15 protein-coding genes and 3 pseudogenes are annotated in these 18,050 nt (G+C 71.0%); 4 read left to right on the top strand and 14 right to left on the bottom strand.

Translation table 11 applies throughout. The features are described 5' to 3' along the window. Positions 1-84: 84 nt before the first annotated feature. The 3 genes from ACFY16_RS30670 to ACFY16_RS30660 all read right to left on the bottom strand — a co-directional run bounded on the left by ACFY16_RS30670 (position 85) and on the right by ACFY16_RS30660 (position 2,126). On the bottom strand, positions 85-435 hold the full coding sequence (locus ACFY16_RS30670) for a hypothetical protein (RefSeq protein ID WP_390650433.1): 351 nt from the start codon (positions 433-435) through the stop codon (positions 85-87). Positions 436-599: 164 nt separating this feature from the next. Further along, positions 600-1,208 (bottom strand): DNA polymerase ligase N-terminal domain-containing protein, encoded by a 609-nt coding sequence (locus ACFY16_RS30665; protein ID WP_390650432.1) that lies wholly within the window; start codon positions 1,206-1,208, stop codon positions 600-602. A gap of 87 nt (positions 1,209-1,295) precedes the next feature. Next, complete coding sequence (locus ACFY16_RS30660) at positions 1,296-2,126, bottom strand: aldo/keto reductase (protein ID WP_390650431.1); 831 nt, start codon at positions 2,124-2,126, stop codon at positions 1,296-1,298. A 258-nt stretch (positions 2,127-2,384) separates the two neighbouring features. Between ACFY16_RS30660 and ACFY16_RS30655 the strand changes: the two genes are divergently transcribed. Further along, positions 2,385-3,359 (top strand): TauD/TfdA dioxygenase family protein, encoded by a 975-nt coding sequence (locus ACFY16_RS30655; RefSeq protein ID WP_390650430.1) that lies wholly within the window; start codon positions 2,385-2,387, stop codon positions 3,357-3,359. Position 3,360: 1 nt separating this feature from the next. On the opposite strand, the gene ACFY16_RS30650 is transcribed toward ACFY16_RS30655, so the two are convergent. The 3 genes and pseudogenes from ACFY16_RS30650 to ACFY16_RS30640 all read right to left on the bottom strand — a co-directional run. Further along, positions 3,361-4,386, bottom strand: coding sequence for an LLM class flavin-dependent oxidoreductase (locus tag ACFY16_RS30650; RefSeq protein WP_390650429.1), 1,026 nt, complete (start codon positions 4,384-4,386; stop codon positions 3,361-3,363). A gap of 83 nt (positions 4,387-4,469) precedes the next feature. Beyond that, complete coding sequence (locus ACFY16_RS30645; RefSeq protein ID WP_390650428.1) at positions 4,470-5,972, bottom strand: metallophosphoesterase family protein; 1,503 nt, start codon at positions 5,970-5,972, stop codon at positions 4,470-4,472. 379 nt (positions 5,973-6,351) lie between these two features. Beyond that, positions 6,352-6,535, bottom strand: a pseudogene (locus tag ACFY16_RS30640) (hypothetical protein); the annotation flags it as partial. Between the two features lie 236 nt (positions 6,536-6,771). On the opposite strand from ACFY16_RS30640, the gene ACFY16_RS30635 reads away from it, so the two are divergent. Next, positions 6,772-9,171 carry a M4 family metallopeptidase gene (locus tag ACFY16_RS30635; RefSeq protein ID WP_390650427.1) on the top strand — a complete coding sequence of 800 codons (2,400 nt, stop codon included), beginning with the start codon at positions 6,772-6,774 and terminating at the stop codon, positions 9,169-9,171. Between the two features lie 71 nt (positions 9,172-9,242). On the opposite strand, the gene ACFY16_RS30630 is transcribed toward ACFY16_RS30635, so the two are convergent. The 3 genes from ACFY16_RS30630 to ACFY16_RS30620 all read right to left on the bottom strand — a co-directional run bounded on the left by ACFY16_RS30630 (position 9,243) and on the right by ACFY16_RS30620 (position 12,126). Beyond that, positions 9,243-10,436, bottom strand: coding sequence for a glycoside hydrolase family 64 protein (locus ACFY16_RS30630; RefSeq protein WP_390650426.1), 1,194 nt, complete (start codon positions 10,434-10,436; stop codon positions 9,243-9,245). 142 nt (positions 10,437-10,578) lie between these two features. Then, positions 10,579-11,334: a dienelactone hydrolase family protein gene (locus ACFY16_RS30625; RefSeq protein ID WP_390650424.1), complete on the bottom strand. Its 756-nt coding sequence runs from the start codon at positions 11,332-11,334 to the stop codon at positions 10,579-10,581. 171 nt (positions 11,335-11,505) lie between these two features. After that, positions 11,506-12,126 (bottom strand): L-threonylcarbamoyladenylate synthase, encoded by a 621-nt coding sequence (locus ACFY16_RS30620; protein WP_390650423.1) that lies wholly within the window; start codon positions 12,124-12,126, stop codon positions 11,506-11,508. A 179-nt stretch (positions 12,127-12,305) separates the two neighbouring features. On the opposite strand from ACFY16_RS30620, the gene ACFY16_RS30615 reads away from it, so the two are divergent. Next, positions 12,306-13,793: a helix-turn-helix domain-containing protein gene (locus tag ACFY16_RS30615; protein ID WP_390650505.1), complete on the top strand. Its 1,488-nt coding sequence runs from the start codon at positions 12,306-12,308 to the stop codon at positions 13,791-13,793. 119 nt (positions 13,794-13,912) lie between these two features. Here the strand turns inward: ACFY16_RS30615 and ACFY16_RS30610 are convergent. From ACFY16_RS30610 to ACFY16_RS30590, 5 genes and pseudogenes are all read right to left on the bottom strand, one after another. After that, a pseudogene (locus tag ACFY16_RS30610) lies at positions 13,913-14,046 on the bottom strand (cytochrome P450); the annotation flags it as partial. Between the two features lie 68 nt (positions 14,047-14,114). Continuing rightward, the gene (locus ACFY16_RS30605; RefSeq protein WP_390650422.1) at positions 14,115-15,155 is read right to left on the bottom strand and encodes an NAD(P)-dependent alcohol dehydrogenase; all 1,041 of its coding nucleotides are present in this window, start codon (positions 15,153-15,155) and stop codon (positions 14,115-14,117) included. A gap of 15 nt (positions 15,156-15,170) precedes the next feature. Continuing rightward, positions 15,171-15,574: pseudogene (locus ACFY16_RS30600) on the bottom strand (SDR family NAD(P)-dependent oxidoreductase); the annotation flags it as partial. 341 nt (positions 15,575-15,915) lie between these two features. Beyond that, a complete protein-coding gene (locus ACFY16_RS30595) occupies positions 15,916-16,599 on the bottom strand; it encodes a TetR/AcrR family transcriptional regulator (protein ID WP_390650421.1) in 684 nt (227 codons plus the stop codon). A 460-nt stretch (positions 16,600-17,059) separates the two neighbouring features. Continuing rightward, positions 17,060-17,527 carry a hypothetical protein gene (locus tag ACFY16_RS30590; RefSeq protein ID WP_390650420.1) on the bottom strand — a complete coding sequence of 156 codons (468 nt, stop codon included), beginning with the start codon at positions 17,525-17,527 and terminating at the stop codon, positions 17,060-17,062. A gap of 261 nt (positions 17,528-17,788) precedes the next feature. Between ACFY16_RS30590 and ACFY16_RS30585 the strand changes: the two genes are divergently transcribed. After that, entirely contained in the window at positions 17,789-18,025 is a 237-nt protein-coding gene (locus ACFY16_RS30585; RefSeq protein ID WP_390650419.1) for a hypothetical protein, read from the top strand. Positions 18,026-18,050 lie beyond the last annotated feature (25 nt).

Raw genomic sequence — 18,050 nt, 5'->3', positions numbered from 1 at the left:
CCGCACGCTCGCGCACGACGTCATGCGGCTTCTTGTCGGCGCGTGGTCCCGGGAACCGCGGATGGCGCTGCATGTCCTCGCGCGTCACTCGGTGAAGGCGATCCGCGCCGCCGGCTTCGGCTCCGTCCCGCGCGCTCCGGCCCGAACCGGTCCGTCGAAGGGCCACCGGGGTACCCGCAGTGGGTCGAGGCGCCCGCGCGGTTCGAGGAGCGTACAGCGGGCGAAGCCGGTGCCGTCCTCGCCCGCGTACTTCGGCCTGCCGTCCTGGTGGCAGCCGACGAACAGCTCCCGGAACCCGACCCGGCTGCCACGCGGTTCGGTGAAGCCGCCGCCGGCGAACTCCCGCTCCGGCCGGCGCGGCTGGTACGGACCGTCGGCCCGCTCGGCGATCGGCACCTCCCGGCCGCGGGCGCCTCGCGCACTGCCGGCAGCCATACGCCGTCCGGCTTCCGCTCGAAGGTGCACCCGCCCGGGAAGGTCCCGCCGGTCGTTCAGCGTGGCGAGCACAGGCCGCGCCGCGAGCTCCACTTCCGAGCGCGCGGGCGCAGCAGCGGCCGCTGGTCGGCGGGCAGCGTGTCCGGGAGCCCGGCCGTCGCCGCTCACTCCTCCCCGGTGTCGGCGGCGACCTGGGCGAGCGTACGGCCGGTGCGGACGGAACGGGCCCTGCGCGGGTCGGGGGTGCCGGTCCCGTGGGCCCGCCCGCCACCGGCCTTCACCAGCAGCCAGGCGTCGTCCTCGTCGTTCTTTCCCCGGATGCGGGTCAGGGCGTACTCGCCGCGCAGCTTCGCCCCGTGCAACCGGAACCGCGCGTGCCCGCGCTCCAGTGACTCGGCGAAGTCGACCGGCCGACCGTCCCGGTCGTGGCTCAGCGGCTCGTACGTGCCGTGATCCCAGACGATCACTGTGCCCCCGCCGTACTCACCCTTCGGGATCACGCCCTCGAAGTCCTCGTACTCCAGCGGATGGTCCTCGGTGGGAATCGCGAGCCGCTTGTCCCGCGGATCCGCCGAGGGTCCCTTCGGCACCGACCAGGACTTCAGTACGTCCCCGACCTGCAACCGGAAGTCGAAGTGCATCCTGCGGGCGTCGTGGATCTGCACGACGAACCGGGGTTTTCCGCCGCCAGTGGCCCGGCGGCCCTCGGGTTCTCCGGTCCGGTGGAAGTCCCGCTTGCCGCGGTAGTCCCGCAGCCGGTCGTCCGCACCCACCTACGACTCCTTTCCGCCCACGTGGATCACAGACCCATCAGGTTCGGGTCCCCCCCCCCGTCGGCACGCCCGACGCGGGGCGCCCGGTCAGAACTCCTCGTGGACCTCCGGATCCCCGCCCAGGCGCCGGTGCGGGCGGTCGGCGAGGGCCGCCATCTGGGCCGCGCCGAGGGCGAAGCCGAAGATGTCGAGGTTCTCGCGCTGGCGTTCGAGGTCGGCCGACTTAGGGATGGGGATCGCGCCGAGCTGGGTGTGCCAGCGCAGGACGACCTGGGCCGGGGTCACACCGAGCGCCTCGGCGACGGTGACGACGACGGGGTCGTCCAGCAGCTGGGAGCCGCGGCCCAGGGGGCTCCAGCTCTCGGTGCGGATGCCCTTGCTCTCGTGGAAGGCGCGCAGCTCGTCCTGCGGGAACAACGGGTGCAGCTCGATCTGGTTGACGGCGGGGAGGACCCCGGTCTCCTTCTCCAGGCGCTCGATGTGCTCGGCCGTGAAGTTGGAGACGCCGATCGACCGGACCAGGCCCTCCTCGCGAAGCTTGATCATGGCTCGCCACGAGTCGACGTACGTGCCGACGCGGGGAAGCGGCCAGTGGATGAGGTACAGATCCACGTACTCCAGGCCGAGGCGGCCGCGGGACTCCTCGAAGGAGGCGAGCGTCTTCTCGTAGCCGTGATGCCGGCCGGGGAGTTTCGTCGTGACGACGATCTCCTCCCGGGGGACCCCACTCGCGGCCACACCGCGGCCGACCCCGGTCTCGTTGCGGTAGTTCGTGGCCGTGTCGACGAGTCGGTAGCCCAGCTCCAGGGCCGTGCCCACGGCCCGTTGCGCGTGCTGGTCGTCCATCGGCCAGGTGCCCAGACCCAGGGCGGGGACGGTCGTACCGTCGTTGAGCGTGTGCGTCGGAATGCTGATCACCGTCGGCCCTTTCCTCGACCATGTTCTGCATCCAGCGTCACGGATGGGGTGAGGAAAGATCAACCGGTCAGGTGGGGGATGAGGGCAGCGGACGGCATGGGCAGCGCCGAAGGCAGTCGGACGGGCGCGGTTCCACACAGGAGTACGGGCACTCCGGGCGGATTTCCGCACGCGAAGCAGACCAGGCACTGTCGCCACGCCCGGCATTCGCTGTCACGCTCTGATACGTAGGTGATGTTGCCGACCTGCGGAGTGCGCATGACGACGGACAGCCGTACGACGGACGAGGCGATGCGGGCCGCCGGCGTGGAGGTGAAACCGGTCGCCGGGTACATCGGAGCCGAGATCGAGGGCGTCGACCTGGCCGGTGGCCTCGACGACGCCCAGGTGGCCGCGATCCGGGCGGCGGTGCTGCGCTGGAAGGTGGTGTTCTTCCGGGGGCAGCGGCTCGATCACGCCGGGCACGTGGCGTTCGCCCGCCGGTTCGGGGAGCCGGTCGTGCTGGGCAAGCGGGGGAGCGCGTCACCTCCCGGCTTCCCCGAGATCGAGACGACCGCCGACCGGCTGGAACTGGGCGGGCGGTTCGGGATGGAGCACGACGAGTGGCTCCAGCGGCGCCGGCACACCCTGCTGCGCGGCTGGCACTGCGACCACGGCGCTCGCATCGATCCGCCGGCCGCGACGATCCTGTGCGCCGAGACCGTACCGCCCTACGGCGGCGACACCACCTGGTCGAACCTGGCGGCCGCGTACGCCGGACTGTCCGCACCGGTACGCGCGTTCGTGGACGGACTGCGGGCCGAACACCGGCTCGGCGTCGGCTACCAGCCGCGCCCGGGAGACGACGCCTACGTCCGTCATCTGCTGGACCACCAGGTCGCCTCCGTGCACCCGCTGGTCCGCGTCCACCCGGAGACGGGGGAGCGGGTGCTGTACGTCAACGGCTACTACCTCGAGCAGATCACCGATGTGTCCCGGGCGGAGAGCCGGGCGCTCCTGGACATGCTGCTGGGGCAGGCCGTCCGGCCCGAGTACACCGTCCGCTTCCGTTGGGAGCCGGGCAGCGTCGCCTTCTGGGACAACCGGGCCACCATCCATCTGGCGCCCAGCGACAACGCCCACCTCGGCTTCCCTCGGACCATGCACCGGGTGATGCTCGCCGGTGACGTACCGGTCGGCGTGGACGGCAGGCCCTCGCAGCCGGTGGCCGGGACCGAGGTGGGGCGCTGGTGACTCAGGCGGCGGGTCGGCCCAGCGCAGGGCCCAGCTTCGTCGCGATGTCGGTGAGGATCTGCACGTAGTCCTCGTGCTCGAAGGTGAACGGCAGCGCGAACGCCACCTCGTCGACCTCGCGGAACGCGGCGTGCGTGTGCAGGCGTTCGGCGATCTCGTCGGACGTGCCGACCAGGTCCGGCGCGAACATCAGGCGCGCCGGGCCCTGGGGTGCGGCGGTGCGCGGGGTGCGCTCGGCCGCGAACTTCTCGTACTTCGCGCGCTGTTCGGGCGTGGCGGAGTCGGTCGGGATGACCACCAGCCCCTGGGAGACGCGGGCGTCCTCGCCATCGGGGTGGGCGGCGCGGAAGGCGCGGATGTGGGACAGCTGGATCTCGGCGAAGTCCCTCGACTCGTCCGGGCCCTCGGCCTTGACCACGCTGCTGGTGAGGAGGTTCATGCCGTGCTCGCCGGCCCACCGCGCCGAGCGCCCGCTGCCGCCGCCGTACCACAGGCGGCGGCCCAGCCCCGGGGAGTGTGGTTGGACCCGGTCGGAGAACACCTCAAAGCCCTCCACCCCGCTGAAGCCGGTGACCGGCTTGCCGCGCACGCAGTCCAGCAGCCGCTCCACCCGCTCGTAGCCGAAGTCCTCGGCGTCCGCGGTGTCCGGGTACAGAGCGTTCTTGACCTGGTCGTAGTGCATGGGTGGACCGACGCTGACCCCCGGGTTGAGACGGCCCCCGGACAGGATGTCGACGGTCGCCAGGTCCTCCGCCAGGCGCAGCGGGTTCTCCCAGCCCAGCGGGATCACCGCGGTGCCGAGTTCGATGCGGCTGGTGCGCTGCGAGGCCGCCGCCAGGACGGCGACGGGGGAGGAGATGCCGTACTGGAGATGGCGGTGACGTACCCACGCGCTGTCGAAGCCGAGCCGCTCGCCCAGCTCGATGATCTCCAGCGTGGACTCGTGGCCGCGACGCGGATCGGCCTCGTCGAACAGTCCGATGGTCAGGAAGCCCAGCTTGCGCAGGGGGCGTGAGGTGGGCGGCACGGGCTCCTCCGTCGTCGACGGCCCTGACGGCCGTACACCGGTTCTCTGTCTTGATTGTCGCAGGCGGTCGGCCCGGCGGCCGGTCAGACCAGGGGGATGGTGACCTCGTCCTCCACCGGCGGGTCGGCCTCCTGCGCGCGGTTGCCCGTCGCCGCGAAGCAGCGCAGCCGGAGCGCGTCCGGAGTGACGTCCAGCCGCAGGAAGCACTTGAAGAACGGCGGGCTGTATGTCGCCGAGCCCGGCGAGAACAGCTGGGTGTAGATCTTCCGCACGGGCAGGCGGAACCGGGAGGTCCGGTCGGGGCGGCCGCCCGCGCCCAGGAGACTGGCGACGAGGCGGGTGCGCCAGGTGACGCGGGCGGACGGGCCCGGGGCGCGGGCCGGAGTGATGCCCAGCCGCTCGGCGATCACGGCGGTCGCCTCGGCCTCGGTGAGGGTGAAGAAGCGGCGCAGACGCAGGCGGCGGCCGTAGAGCCGGCTGTAGAACGCGAGGGAGTCGCCGCGCAGCGGGTAGCAACGGAAGTCCTGCTCGCCGACGTTCGCGACGGAGATGCGCGGGATGGTGTGCGTGGCGTGCATGAACGCGCCGCCGCCGCCCGAGACCACGTACTGGACGGTCCGGCCGTCCACGTCCACCGGGTAGCGCTGGTAGTTGTGGATGTCGCCGCCTATCGCCGCCACGTAGTGGTGGTCGGGATCGCGGACGATGTCGTCGACCGTGCCGCCGCCGTCGATGGGGCAGGGGTGGTGCTCGCCGTCCACATACAGGGGCGAGCCGGTGATGAGGATCTTCGGGCGGGGACCCTGGGAGACTTCGCGCAGCCACGCGCCCTGCTCGGCGTCGATCGTGCCCAGCAGACCCGTGTCGATACCTATGATCCGCACCGGTCCGGCGTCGATCGCCCAGTACGGGCCGGGCTGCACGGCCTGTTGGTCGACCGAGGATCGCAACTTCCGTGCTTCGTCCAGACGTTGACCGTCACCGGTACGCGGCCGGTGCCACAGCAGCTGCCGCAGCCAGGCCCGGGTCAGGGGGCGCGGCGCGGGCTCGGCGGGCAGGGGCGGGGCGTCGTCGCAGAAGACTCGCATGAACGCGCCGAGGTCCTCGTACCAGTCGTGGTTGCCCGGTATCGCGTATATGGGCGCCCGGTAGTCCTGGTACGGCCGGAAGAACTTGCTGTCGTAGTCGTCGGCGCTGCCGACGGGGTAGATGACGTCGCTGGCGATGACGGCGAACCGAGTGTCCTGACTTGCCTTCAGGAAGCCTGGCACGACGGCGTATTGGGGTTCGTCGCCCTCGCCGGTGTCGCCGATGACCATGAAGGAGAACCGCTCCGGATCGTCGCGCCGGATCACTTTGTCGGCGGGTGCCCCGGCCGCCGCCCGCTGGGCCGCCCAGCGGCTGCGCGTGCGGCCCGTCGGATCGCCGAACCAGGAGGCCAGTACGCCGTTGCGGGCGGCCCACAGCGTCCCCGGGTTCAGCCACGACAACTTCTCGACCCTGGCCGGCATGAGCTGCGTGTACTCACCGCGTTCGGCGGTGCCCCAGCCGGCGCCTTCGGCTGTGTCGCGTGAGGAGTCAGACATCGGTGCACCGTAGCAACGATCCAGCTGCGGGCGGTCGGCGGCCCGCCCAGGAACGGCCGTTACCGTCGCCGCCACCCGGACCTCCTGGAACGGTTCGGGCCCAACGGCCCACCGGGAGGAGGCCGCCGGGCCCTTCGCTCCTCGCCCTGCAGATCCGCTGCCGCGGACGCCGCCCGGCGAAGAGAACTGAACGTGGCGTACAACTGGCGCCCTTGACACTGTCGGGGGCCCGCGACTTCGCCGCCCGATACGCCGACGTCATCTTCTCCGCGCACGGCAACGACTTCGACGACGCGCTGGACTTCGCCGACGACATCAGGCGCCGGCTGCGTGCTGTCGGCCGGCCCGACGACGACCTGCGCATCCTGTGCGGAACGGGGACAAGGAAGATGTCCGGGCCGACGAGCAGCGGGAAGCAGCCGCGAGGTGGGCGCGTCACCGGACCAGGAACCCGTCGTTCCGTGCACATGGACGCTGACGGCGGCCATCGCCGTGCGGTGCATTCCGGAAACCGCCACGCCCATGACCAGACCGGCTCCAAGGCTTGCCAGGAAGCCGCGGAGGTTGCCGCGATCGCCTCACGTGCACAGAGGGATAACCCTCGAATGCCCCTCGAATGCCCCTGACCTAGCTGACATGGCTCGGTCAACACTGTCATTCTCGCCCTACCGCTGCACAGAACCGGCACCGCCCCTGCACGCAGCAACGGTCCCGCACAACTCGGCTCGTCCCGGACAGCACACCCGTCTGCCCGGTCTGTCACCGGCCGCGCCCCGTGGCCGCAGCAGTAGGAGAACGAGTGAGACGCATCCCCCGCAAGCGGACCGCGGTAGGAGCAGCCCTGCTCTCCACCGCCGCGTTCCTCGCCGTCGGCATCCAGTCCGTACCGGCGTCGGCGAAGCCCGCTTCCCCCCACCCCAGCCCTCTGCGCGCCGGGGCCCTCCCGGCCGATCTCACCCCGGCCCAGCACACGGCGCTGATCAAGAGCGCCGCGCAGAAGACGACCGAGACCGCGCAGAGTCTCGGCCTGGGTGCCAAGGAGAAGCTCGTCGTCAAGGACGTCGTCAAGGACAACGACGGCACCGTCCACACGCGTTACGAGCGCACCTACGACGGTCTCCCGGTCCTCGGCGGCGACCTCGTGGTGCACACGCCGCCGGCCTCGCAGGCCTCCGGCACGGTGAGCACCACCTTCAACAACAAGCGCACGGTGAAGGTGTCCTCCACCACTGCGACCTTCACCAAGGCGGCCGCCGAGACCAAGGCCCTGAAGGCGGCCAGGTCCCTCGACGCCCAGCAGCCCGCCACCGACAGCGCCCGCAAGGTGATCTGGGCCGGCAGCGGCACCCCGAAGCTCGCCTGGGAGACCGTGATCAGCGGTCTGCAGGACGACGGCACGCCCAGCCGGCTGCACGTCATCACCGACGCCACCACCGGTGCGGAGCTCGGCAGCTTCCAGGACATCAAGACCGGTACCGGCAACACCCAGTACAGCGGCTCCGTGACGCTCAACACCACGCTGTCCGGTTCGACGTACCAGCTGTACGACACGACTCGCGGCGGTCACAAGACGTACAGCCTCAACAACGGGACCTCCGGCACCGGCACCCTGATGACGGACGCCGACGACGTCTGGGGCACCGGATCCGGATCCAACACCCAGACCGCCGGCGCGGACGCCGCCTACGGCGCCCAGATGACCTGGGACTTCTACAAGAACACCTTCGGGCGCAGCGGCATCAAGAACGACGGCGTCGCCGCCTACTCGCGCGTCCACTACAGCTCGGCGTACGTCAACGCCTTCTGGGACGACAGCTGCTTCTGCATGACCTACGGCGACGGCTCCGGCGGCACCCACGCGCTGACCTCGCTCGACGTGGCCGGCCACGAGATGAGCCACGGCGTCACCTCCAACACCGCGGGCCTGAACTACTCGGGCGAGTCCGGCGGGCTGAACGAGGCCACCTCCGACATCTTCGGCACCGGCGTGGAGTTCTACGCGAACAACAGCAACGACGTCGGCGACTACCTCATCGGCGAGGAAATCGACATCAACGGCGACGGCACCCCGCTGCGCTACATGGACAAGCCCAGCAAGGACGGCGGTTCCGCCGACAGCTGGTACTCCGGCGTCGGCAACCTGGACGTCCACTACTCCTCGGGCCCCGCGAACCACATGTTCTACCTGCTCTCCGAGGGCAGCGGCACCAAGACCATCAACGGTGTCACCTACAACAGCCCGACCTCCGACGGCGTCGCCGTCGCGGGCATCGGCCGGGCCGCCGCCCTGCAGATCTGGTACAAGGCACTGACGACGTACATGACGTCCAGCACCAACTACGCGGGCGCGCGCACCGCCGCGCTGAACGCCGCGACGGCGCTGTACGGCGCGAGCTCCACCCAGTACGCGGGGGTGGCGAACGCCTTCGCCGGCATCAACGTCGGCAGCCACGTCACCCCGCCGACGAGCGGCGTGACCGTCACCAACCCGGGCAGTCAGTCCTCCACCGTCGGCACCGCGGTGAGCCTGCAGATCTCGGCGAGCAGCACCAACAGCGGCTCCCTGACGTATGCCGCGAGCGGCCTGCCCACCGGCCTGTCGATCAACAGCTCCACCGGGGCGATCACCGGGACCCCGACGACGGCGGGCAGTTACAGCACCACCGTCACCGTGACGGACAGCACCGGCGCGACCGGCACGGCATCCTTCACCTGGACCGTCAGCTCCTCCGGAGGCGGCGGCACCTGCACCTCGACGCAGCTGCTCGGCAACCCCGGCTTCGAGTCCGGCAACACCACCTGGACCGCGACCAGCGGAGTCATCACCAACTCCAGCAGCCAGGCGGCCCACGGCGGCTCGTACAAGGCCTGGCTGGACGGCTACGGCTCCACGCACACCGACACGCTCTCGCAGTCGGTGACCATCCCCAGCGGCTGCAAGGCCTCCTTCACCTTCTACCTGCACGTCGACTCCGCGGAGACCACCACCAGCACGCAGTACGACAAGCTGACGGTCACCGCCGGATCGACCACGCTGGCGACGTACTCCAACCTCAACAAGGCCACGGGGTACACCCAGAAGACCTTCGACCTGTCCTCGTTCGCCGGTACCACCGTCAGCATCAAATTCAGCGGTGCCGAGGACTCTTCCCTGCAGACCAGCTTCGTCGTGGATGACACCGCCGTGACGACCAGCTGACCCCGCCATCCAACGACATCCCGCACGCGGGCTCCCTCCGCGTGCGGGATGTCCCGTTCAGCCGCGAAAGTTCAGCTGAACGGATCCAGCGTCAGATACGCCTGCCGGGGGTCGCCGTCGTGGACGAGCGACTCCTGGTTGCCGACGTCGTCGAAGGCGAACGCGTACGCCTTCCCGTCGGCCATCTGGGCGTGGATCTTGCGGGCGTAGTGGTTGGTCACGGTGTCCTGGTAGTAGTTCGCGGTCGTGGTGTCCGGCTGGTCGGGATCGACCAGCAGCGTGGAGCGGTTGAAGCCCGCGCACAGCGTGCGGGAGATGGGGCCGCGCACCGCGTCGTTGGGGGCGTCCAGCAGCTTGTGGCAGCCGAAGATGCTGTCCGCGTCCGGCTTCTGGAAGCTGGTGACGACCGTGCCGGAGGCATTGGTGAAGTTCATGACGTTGCCCGAGACCCGGCCGTAGTACTTGGTGTCCGGCTGGTCGGTGAACGGCGTCACCGTGAGTGTCGTCGTCGCGTACTTCTGCCAGACACGGGTGACGTAGTCGTCCATCACGGACGCCGGGAGTGCTCCGGTCTCCAGTCCGTATCCGGGTGAGAGCGCACGCAGGACGGTCCCGTCGGAACGCGTCTGGATCAGGTCGGCCCAGCCGCCGGGCTGTCCGCGCAGCGCGGTGAAGAACGCGTTGTAGCCGCCGGACTTGAGGTGCCCGGTGCTGCTCACGCCGCCGTCGGCCCGCTGGACGCCGACGGCGTAGGGCGCGGAGAACATGTCGACCTGGGTGCTGTTGAGCCACAGGCCTGAGTCGTTGAGCGTGTACTCCGACCAGTTGAACAGGATGCTGCGGTTGGGGTCGCTCGGGTTCTGCACGGCCGGCTGCACCAGGCCGCCGGTCGTGAGCCGGAACACGAGCTTCTGTCCGTAGGAGAAGTAGATCCGGCCCGAGAACCTGGGAATCCGGATGGTCTTCGACTGCCCGGCCGCCGGTCCTGTGATGGACGCGTCGGGCGCGGGGGTCGGCGGGTTGCCGCCGGCCGGCCATGGATGGAACGTGCCGTTCTCGTCCGCCCAGCCCTGCTGGCCCGTCGTCAGCGAAGTGCCGAGGTCATAGACGTAGACCGGCTCGCCACGGCCGGAGTTGTTGGTCACCTTGAGAGGGATCGTGGCGGGCACCGCTGCCTCGGCCGGTGCTCCGAGCGTGAGCAGCGAGCCGACGAGAGTGGCCGCTCCGGCCGCCGCGCCTGCCCTGAACCTGAGTCTTCCGAGCACTCTCCACCTCCGTGCGGGTACAGCTGTGGGGTTGGTCCGTACCTTTTTGAGAGCGCTCTCAAAGTTGCATCCGGGCGCGTGCATGTCAATGAGGAGGGCGAGGGTGCCCGCGGCGGCCAAGGCGGCCGCGGGCGTCGCCGGATCAGAAGGTGCGCTGCAGCAGGTCCAGCAGCGCCGCCCAGTGCCGCTCGTCGCCCTCCTTCTGGTACGAGGCGGTGTCGGCCTGGGTGAAACCGTGGTGTGCGCCGGGGTAGACCTCGCAGTGGTGCCGGACACCGGCCGTGGTCAGTGCCTCCTCGAGGCGCGCCATCTGCTCCGGGGGCAGGGACGGGTCGTTGTCGGCGTGGCCGAAGTACAGCTCGGCGGTGATGTGTTCGGCCGCCAGGTGAGGACTGTCGGGCGCGTCGGTCGCGAGCTGCCCGCCGTGGAAGCCGGCCGCGGCCGCCACCCGCTCCGGGTACGCGCCCGCGGTGCGCAGCGTCAGCCGGGCGCCCATGCAGTAGCCGGTGACCGCGACCGGCCCGTCGGCCACCAGCGGGCTGTCGGCCAGCCACCGCAGATAGGCGCCGGCGTCCCGCATGGCGAGCTCCGGCGTCAGCGCCTGCAACACCGGGGCGATCTGCTGCCAGATCTCCGGGCGCGTGCCGAGGTCGATGAACTCGGGCAGATCGAAGACGGGCGTCCGCCCGTGCCGGTAGAACACGTTGGGCACCAGCACCGTGTAACCGGCCGCGGCGAGCCGGTCCGCCATCGACCTCAGGTGCGGGCGCAGCCCGAAGGCGTCCTGGTACAGCAGGACGCCCGGACGGGGCAGTCCGTCACCGGGACGGGCCAGGTAGGCGTCGGCGGTGCCGTCCTCCGTGGCGATGTCCACGGCTGTTCCCTGTACGGAGGTCATGGGGAGTGCTTCTCTCTGTGCGGTCGACGGCGAGCAACTCGCCGGCCCGGCGGACCGGGTCGGGATCAGGCTTTCACGCGCCGTCCGGTCCGCAGTGAACGGCCCTCCGCCGCACGGACCGCGGCAGCCGGGCTCGACGGTCGCTCGACCGGGCGCGGCGGGCGGCCGGTCTCACTCGAACCGCGTGATGTCTCCCGCTCCGCGCCGTACGATCTCCGCCTCGCCACTGGAGAAGTCGACGACCGTCGTCGGTTCGGTACCGCAGTCCCCGGAGTCCACCACGCCGTCCAGTACGTGGTCCAGCCGGTCCTTGATCTCCCAGCCCTGCGTCATCGGCTCGTCCTCGCCCGGCAGGAGCAGTGTGCTGGACAGCAGCGGCTCACCGAGCTCGGTGAGCAGGGCCTGGGTGACGACGTGGTCGGGGATGCGCACGCCCACGGTCTTCTTCTTCGGATGCTGCAACATGCGTGGCACCTCCTTCGTCGCCGGGAGGATGAAGGTGTAACTGCCCGGGGTCGACGCCTTGACCGCCCGGAACACGTCGTTGTCCACTCGCACGAACTGACCGAGCTGCGCGAAGTCCTGGCACACGAGCGTGAAGTGGTGCCGGTCGTCCAGGTGGCGGATGGACCGGATCCGGTCGATGCCGTCACGGCTGCCCAGCCGGCAGCCGAGCGCGTAGCAGGAGTCGGTCGGGTACGCGATCAGCGCGCCCGAGCGGACGCTCTCGGCGACCTGGGCGATGGTGCGCGGCTGCGGGTTGTCGGGGTGCACGTCGTAGTACTTCGCCATCCGACGAGCTTATGCCGATGCGAGCGGGACCCCGCGCAGGCCGATCCGGCCACGCATCGGAAGGCCTCGCCCGTGGTACCCGCTGCCACGGGCGGCGCCGCGCCAGGGCCGGCCAGGCGGTGAGGTAACGTCACCGACCAGGAAAGCCGAGGTCAGTGGCAGAAGGAGGGGAGACCGACATGACGGGCGGCGGCACCTCGACCTGGGCCGAGGAGCTTCTCGGTCATCTGCGCCCCACCGGACGCGACGTCCGCAAGGTCGTCGCCTGGCTCGCCGATGCTGTGGACGCGACCGTGTTGCTGCGGGACGACACCGGCACCCTCCTTGTCGGACCTCCCACCCCCCTCGACGAGTCCCTGGCCGCCGACATCGTCGCCGGACGCATCGCCTCTGCCGCCTGGGAGGGGCAGGGCCGCCATCTGCGGCTCGTCAGGGTCGAGCTACAGCACCACGCGTCGGCGGGCCTGCTGGCGGTGGCGCGCACCGCCCCCTTCGACCGGCGCGCCTCGGACATCGTCACCCACACCGCCGGGGTACTCGAAGTCCTGCTCAGGGCCCACCGGACGACCACGACCGGACGCCGACTGAGGCGTGCCGCCGCCGATCTGCGGCTGGCCATCCTGCAACTGCTGATGGTGGAGGACACCGTCTCCGCGCGCCGGGTCGCCGCGGGACTCTGGCCCGGCCTGCTCGACACCGACAGCGCCAGCGTCTACGTCGTCGAAGGCTGCGCCGAGGAGCGCGACGAACTCGCCGAGCAGTGCCTGGCCGCGACCGGGGAGCAGGCTCTGGTCGTCCGTTGCCCCGCCGTGGACGCCCACCTCATCGTCGTCACGCCCCGCGAAGCCACGGGCAGGGAACTGCGCGAGCTGATCGCCGGCCGTCCCGACACCTACCTCGGCGGCAGCACCCGGCAGAGCCTCGCCCGGACCGCCACCGCCTATGGGCAGGCGGTCAGCGCCCTCGCCGTCGCCCGCTTCCGCCCGGACAAGGCTGCGGTGTACGCCGAACGTACCCACCCCGAACGTCTGATGGACCCGGCCGCCCTGCGCACCTGGACGTCGGCGCTGCTGCGCCCGCTCGACGCCCTGCCACACCACACCCGTGCCGAGCTGCTCGCCACCACCCGGCTGGGCCTGGAGTTCACCGCCGTCAACGCGGCCAAGGTCCTCGGCGTCAGCCGCAACACCGTCCGCGCTCGCATGGAACGCGTGGAAGCCCTGCTGGGCGCGGACTTCTCGGCGCTCACCGTCCGAGCCGCCGTCCACCTGGCGCTGAACACCCAGGTCTGCCTCCCGGTGGACGGCGCCACTCCGCGGGCGGCCCAGGCCGGCCTCGGCGACCTGCTCGCGGGCCCCGCGCTGCGCACCTGGGCGCACGACCTCCTGGGCCGCCTGGACACGGATGCCCGCGACCTGCGCCGCACCCTGCGCGCCTGGCTCGCCGTCGGGGGCAACGCCGAACGGGCCGCGCAGTCCATCGGCGTCCACCCGCAGACCGTGCGGGACCACGTCCGCAGCGCCGAACCGGTCCTCGAACGCCGGCTCCTGGCCGCGGGCAGCGACCTCTACGAAGTCGTCCTGGCCCACATGGCGGCCGGAGACCTCGACCGGCCGGTCCTTCGCCGGGAGGAAGCGGACTATCCGGACTCACCTGTGCACGGGTGAGCCCTCCGGGCCGTGCACCGGGCACACGGGTGATTCACAACCCGTCCGTCGTACACATAAGTTCGACGGGCCGCCGGGGCACGACCGGAACGGGGGACCGGTCGCGCCCCGGCGAGCGCTCAGCCGTGCAGCCGGAGCGGAATCCCCTGCCGGCCGAAGGCGATGAAGGACGGCACCTGCCGCAGCTCGTCGTCGCCGACGGCGAGCGCCATGTCGGGAAACGGTCGAACAGCGCGGGCGGCGCGGTCAGGGCGCTGCCCAGCTCCTGTCCGATTCCGTGCAGCGCGTCTGAATTTCGCTGCGCAGGCCGGGTGTCGAGGGTTACCCGTGGGGGAGGATCACCGCACGTCCGTTGATGCTGCCTTCGTGGAGCCGCTCGTAGGCGAGTGGGGCCTCGTCCAGGGAGAACGTCTCGGTGTGCACCGACACGGCACCCGAGCGGGCCAGCGCCAGCACCTCGATCAGCTCGCTGCGGCTGCCCCAGTAGGGTGCGCTGACCGACACCTCGAAGGGCAGGCTGCCGAAGCCGACGGGCAGCGCCCCACCGCCGATGCCGACGAGAGTGACATCGCCCTCGACGGCCGCGACGGCACCGGCCGTTGTCACGGTGGGCTGTGCGCCGACGAAGTCGAACACGGCCTCCGCTCCGACGCCTCCGGTGAGTTCGCGCACCAGGGCCGCGGCGCGCGCGTCGGACAGCACCGCCTCGTGCGCGCCGACCTCACGGGCGAGCCGCAGCTTGTCCTCGCTCACGTCGAGGGCGATCACGCGGGCCGGCGTCATGGCGCGCAGCAGCTGGATCGCGACATGGCCGAGACCGCCCGCGCCGATGACCACCGCGGTGGACCCCGGCACCAGCTTGGGCAGCGACCGCTTGATCGCGTGGTACGGCGTCAGGCCCGCGTCCGTCAGCGGAACCGCCGCGACCGGGTCGAGCCCGTCCAGCGGCACCAGGTGCCGGGGATCGTCGACGAGCAGGTACTCGGCCATCGAGCCCGGGGCACCGAGCCCCGGCGGACGGATGCCGAGCTCCTCGGCGCGCAGGCAGTAGTTCTCCTTGCCCTCCGCGCACTTGGCGCACGTCCCACAGCCCCAGGGGCCGTAGACCGCGACGGCGTCGCCCTTCCGCACCCCGGTCACACCCGCGCCCAGCGCGGCGACCGTGCCCACACCCTCGTGGCCGAGGGTGAGCGGAAGGTCGTACGGGAAGTTCTCGGCGGGCCAGCTCATCACCGCGATGTCGGAGTGGCACACGCCGGCGGCGGTGACCTTCAACAGGACCTGCCCGGGGCCGGGTTCTGGATCGGGAACGGTCACCACCTCGGGCGGGGCGCCGATCGTGCGGTACTGCAGTGCCTTCATGACGGAATTCCTCTCTCAGACGGCCGTGTAGGCGCCGTCGACCAGGTGGTAGCTGCCGGCCACGAACGAGGCCCGCTCGGACAGCAGAAAGACGATCAGCTCGGCGACCTCTTCGGACCGGCCGAGGCGGCCGGCCGGGTGCAGGCCCACCAGACCGTCGTAGGCGGCCTGGTCCATGCTCTTGAGCAGCGGCGTCTCGATGAAGCCGGGACCGACCGCGTTGACGCGGATGCCCTTCGCGGCGTACTCGGCGGCGGCGGTCTTCGTCAGCCCGACCACACCGTGCTTGGCGGCGACGTACGCGCCCGAGCCGGCGAAGGCGACCGAGCCGAGGATGGAGGCGACGTTCACGATCGCGCCGCCCTTGCCGCCCGCCTCGATGACGGGAAGTCGTAGCGCATCGAGTAGAAGAAGCCGTCGCACAAGGACGGCTTAACTCGATCGTGTGATGCTCGGCCTGCGGAATTGCGGTGGCATGGACTGGCCGGGGTAGCGTGGTAAGCGCGAACTGGGACGCGCCGGGTGTGGCGCCAGCGTGCGGGGCCCCTGCTCCACCAGAGAGATGGTTCAGGGCCTCCCCGTCGCCTCTGGCCGCATCCACAGGCCAGGTCGTGAGGGACTCCGCCCTTCCGGGATCGGACCACGGACAGGATCCGTGTCGCCGCCCGGATGCGAAAGCGGACGACCAGTGCGCCCAAGACCGTTCGGGGCGTGCCAGTGAGCGGACTCACCCCCGCGCACTGCCCAGGGACGGTGGTGCTCATGCTGTGCTCACCGGTAGTGCGGTCGCGGACGCGGCCTCCGAGATCAGGGCGTCGTAGGCCCGCTCCACCAGGGCGGCGAGATCGCCGGCTCCCAGGTCGTGGTCGGCCGCACCGCGCGCCCACAGGCGCAGCGCGGCGGTGAGGACGCCGGCAGCGGCGTCGACCACGACGGCCGGGCGCACGTCTCGGACGTCGTCGGTGCCGAGCCGCTCGGCGATGACACGGATCGACTCCTCCTGGGCGTCGACCCGGATGCGTTCGTAGGCGGCGAACAGGGCGGGCTCGCGGTCGAGCAACGCCAGCAGGCGCCGCATCTCCGGGCGCAGGTGCCAGGCCGGGTTCGCCTCGTCGGCGAGCCACTGCCGTACGGCCCTGCGGTAGGCGAGCAATGGTGGTTCGGCGGCGGGGCGGGCGCGCAGCAGGGCGTTGATGGCATCGCCGTCGCCGCGCACGAAGTCGAGGGCCGCGTCCTCCTTGCCGGTGAAGTGCCGGCTGAAGGTGCGGCGCGTGACGTCGGCCCGCTCCGCGATCGCCTCCACTGTCGTGGCGGTCAGGCCACGCTCCAGGATCAGTTCGAGGGCGGCGGCGGCCAGCGCGTTGCGGGTCTGCCGCGCCTTGCGCTGCCGTCGGTCCTCGGGGGCGCCGCCGGGCGGGGCGGCGGGGGGCTCCGTTGCCTTCATGGGGCGAGGCTACACCCTGTGATGTCCCATTGGGACATGTGACTCGTTGGGACTCCTGTCCCAATGGGACATCAAAGAGGTCTCCGGCGCGGTGTCGCTCCCATGGGAATGTCGGACGAGTCGACGAGAAGATGAGTCGATGCGGCCGAACGGGGGGGCGCACTCACCCGACCCGGTGGGCGCCGGAGCGCGCGCGTACCGCCGAAGCGGGCCCGCCGTTGCTCCGGCATGGACCGAACTTCCCTCGCGCTGCGTGGTACGCCCGGGAGCGATACGACTCCCGGCCCCTGTGCCGAACCGACCCACGGCCCCTGGTGCCGCGCCCCGATCTACGCCGGGCTCGTCGCGGAATGGCGGGCCCGGGGGCGGACCCTGCCCGCCCACCCGGACGTGCATTGGGTGTCCTTCGCCCGCCCACCGGCCCCGCAACGGGCGGCCGGCGACGAACGGCCCTGACCGCTCAGTCGCCGCAGGCCGGCGCCAGTACGGTCAGCCTGCCGTGCGCCTGACGCAGCGCCGTTTCCAGCATGATGGGCTTGTGCAGCGAGCCGGTGCCGTCGGGCGGGATGAGCCACTCGAGGAACCGGCCGGGCCGGTACGGCGGGGGTACGGCGATCCAGGAACCCTTGCCCGCGTGCCGCAGACCGGCGCCGATCCACCGGCTGCCCGGCTCGGGCGGCAGGAAGAAGCCCACTCTGTGGGCCGCGGTGTCGACGAGTGTCGGCCCTGGAACGGGCAGGTCCGGCTGCCACAGCAGGTCCAGCGTGAGCAGACCGAGCCGGTCGGGCACGCTGAGCACGTCCCAGAACCGGCCGGCCTCCAGCAGTGCGATGCCCTCACCCTGGTCCCAGGCCCGCTTGCAGGCCCGGGGGTTGGAAGCCGCCGCCGCGAGCCACTCCACGCCGTATCCCCACATCGCATCGCTCATGTCCCGCTCCGGATGGTCGTTCGGGCCCGACAGGGCGCAGGAAAAGCTGACGCCGGGTGCGGACCGTCCGCGGCCCGCCGACCCGGCATTTGAATGCTGGTAGATATTTCTACGTGGCGGAAGGGGTGGCGAGGCGTGGCGTTTGAGCTGATCTATTCGAGTTTCGGCCCGGTGTTCCCGCACGGGACGAGTGCTCGTCCCGGTCGTGTGATCTCGCGAGTGACGGGTACCCGATCGGCTCCAGTGGACGAGGAGGCCCGCATGACCAGCAACACGGAGACCGGCGGTGTCACCGGTACGCCGGACAAGGACTACAACCTGATCTGGTACGTCGAGGCGTGTCTGAACAACGCGCTGCGCCTGGAGACCTACATCCAGGACGCCGAGCGTGAGAAGGACACCGAGATCGTGGACCTGTTCCGCAAGGCCCAGGCGGACAGCCGCAAGGGCGCCGAACTGGGCAAGCAACTCCTTCGTGCGCGGTTGAACGGCTCCTGACGTGGCCCCTGCGGAGGCCCGGACC

The organism is Streptomyces sp. NPDC001315, assembly GCF_042896175.1.
Taxonomy (GTDB): domain Bacteria; phylum Actinomycetota; class Actinomycetes; order Streptomycetales; family Streptomycetaceae; genus Streptomyces.
The sequence above is the reverse complement of the archived record's forward strand: the minus strand, read 5'-3'. Positions and strand labels throughout refer to the sequence as shown.

Excerpts from the sequence above, each read along its gene's own strand:
- ACFY16_RS30670 (WP_390650433.1), bottom strand. The coding sequence starts at position 435 with ATGGCTGCCGGCAGTGCGCGAGGCGCCCGCGGCCGGGAGGTGCCGATC.
- ACFY16_RS30620 (WP_390650423.1), bottom strand. The coding sequence starts at position 12,126 with ATGGCGAAGTACTACGACGTGCACCCCGACAACCCGCAGCCGCGCACC.
- ACFY16_RS30595 (WP_390650421.1), bottom strand. The coding sequence starts at position 16,599 with ATGAAGGCAACGGAGCCCCCCGCCGCCCCGCCCGGCGGCGCCCCCGAG.
- ACFY16_RS30590 (WP_390650420.1), bottom strand. The coding sequence starts at position 17,527 with ATGAGCGATGCGATGTGGGGATACGGCGTGGAGTGGCTCGCGGCGGCG.
- ACFY16_RS30605 (WP_390650422.1), bottom strand. The coding sequence starts at position 15,155 with ATGAAGGCACTGCAGTACCGCACGATCGGCGCCCCGCCCGAGGTGGTG.
- ACFY16_RS30615 (WP_390650505.1), top strand. The coding sequence starts at position 12,306 with ATGACGGGCGGCGGCACCTCGACCTGGGCCGAGGAGCTTCTCGGTCAT.
- ACFY16_RS30645 (WP_390650428.1), bottom strand. The coding sequence starts at position 5,972 with ATGTCTGACTCCTCACGCGACACAGCCGAAGGCGCCGGCTGGGGCACC.
- ACFY16_RS30585 (WP_390650419.1), top strand. The coding sequence starts at position 17,789 with ATGACCAGCAACACGGAGACCGGCGGTGTCACCGGTACGCCGGACAAG.
- ACFY16_RS30655 (WP_390650430.1), top strand. The coding sequence starts at position 2,385 with ATGACGACGGACAGCCGTACGACGGACGAGGCGATGCGGGCCGCCGGC.
- ACFY16_RS30625 (WP_390650424.1), bottom strand. The coding sequence starts at position 11,334 with ATGACCTCCGTACAGGGAACAGCCGTGGACATCGCCACGGAGGACGGC.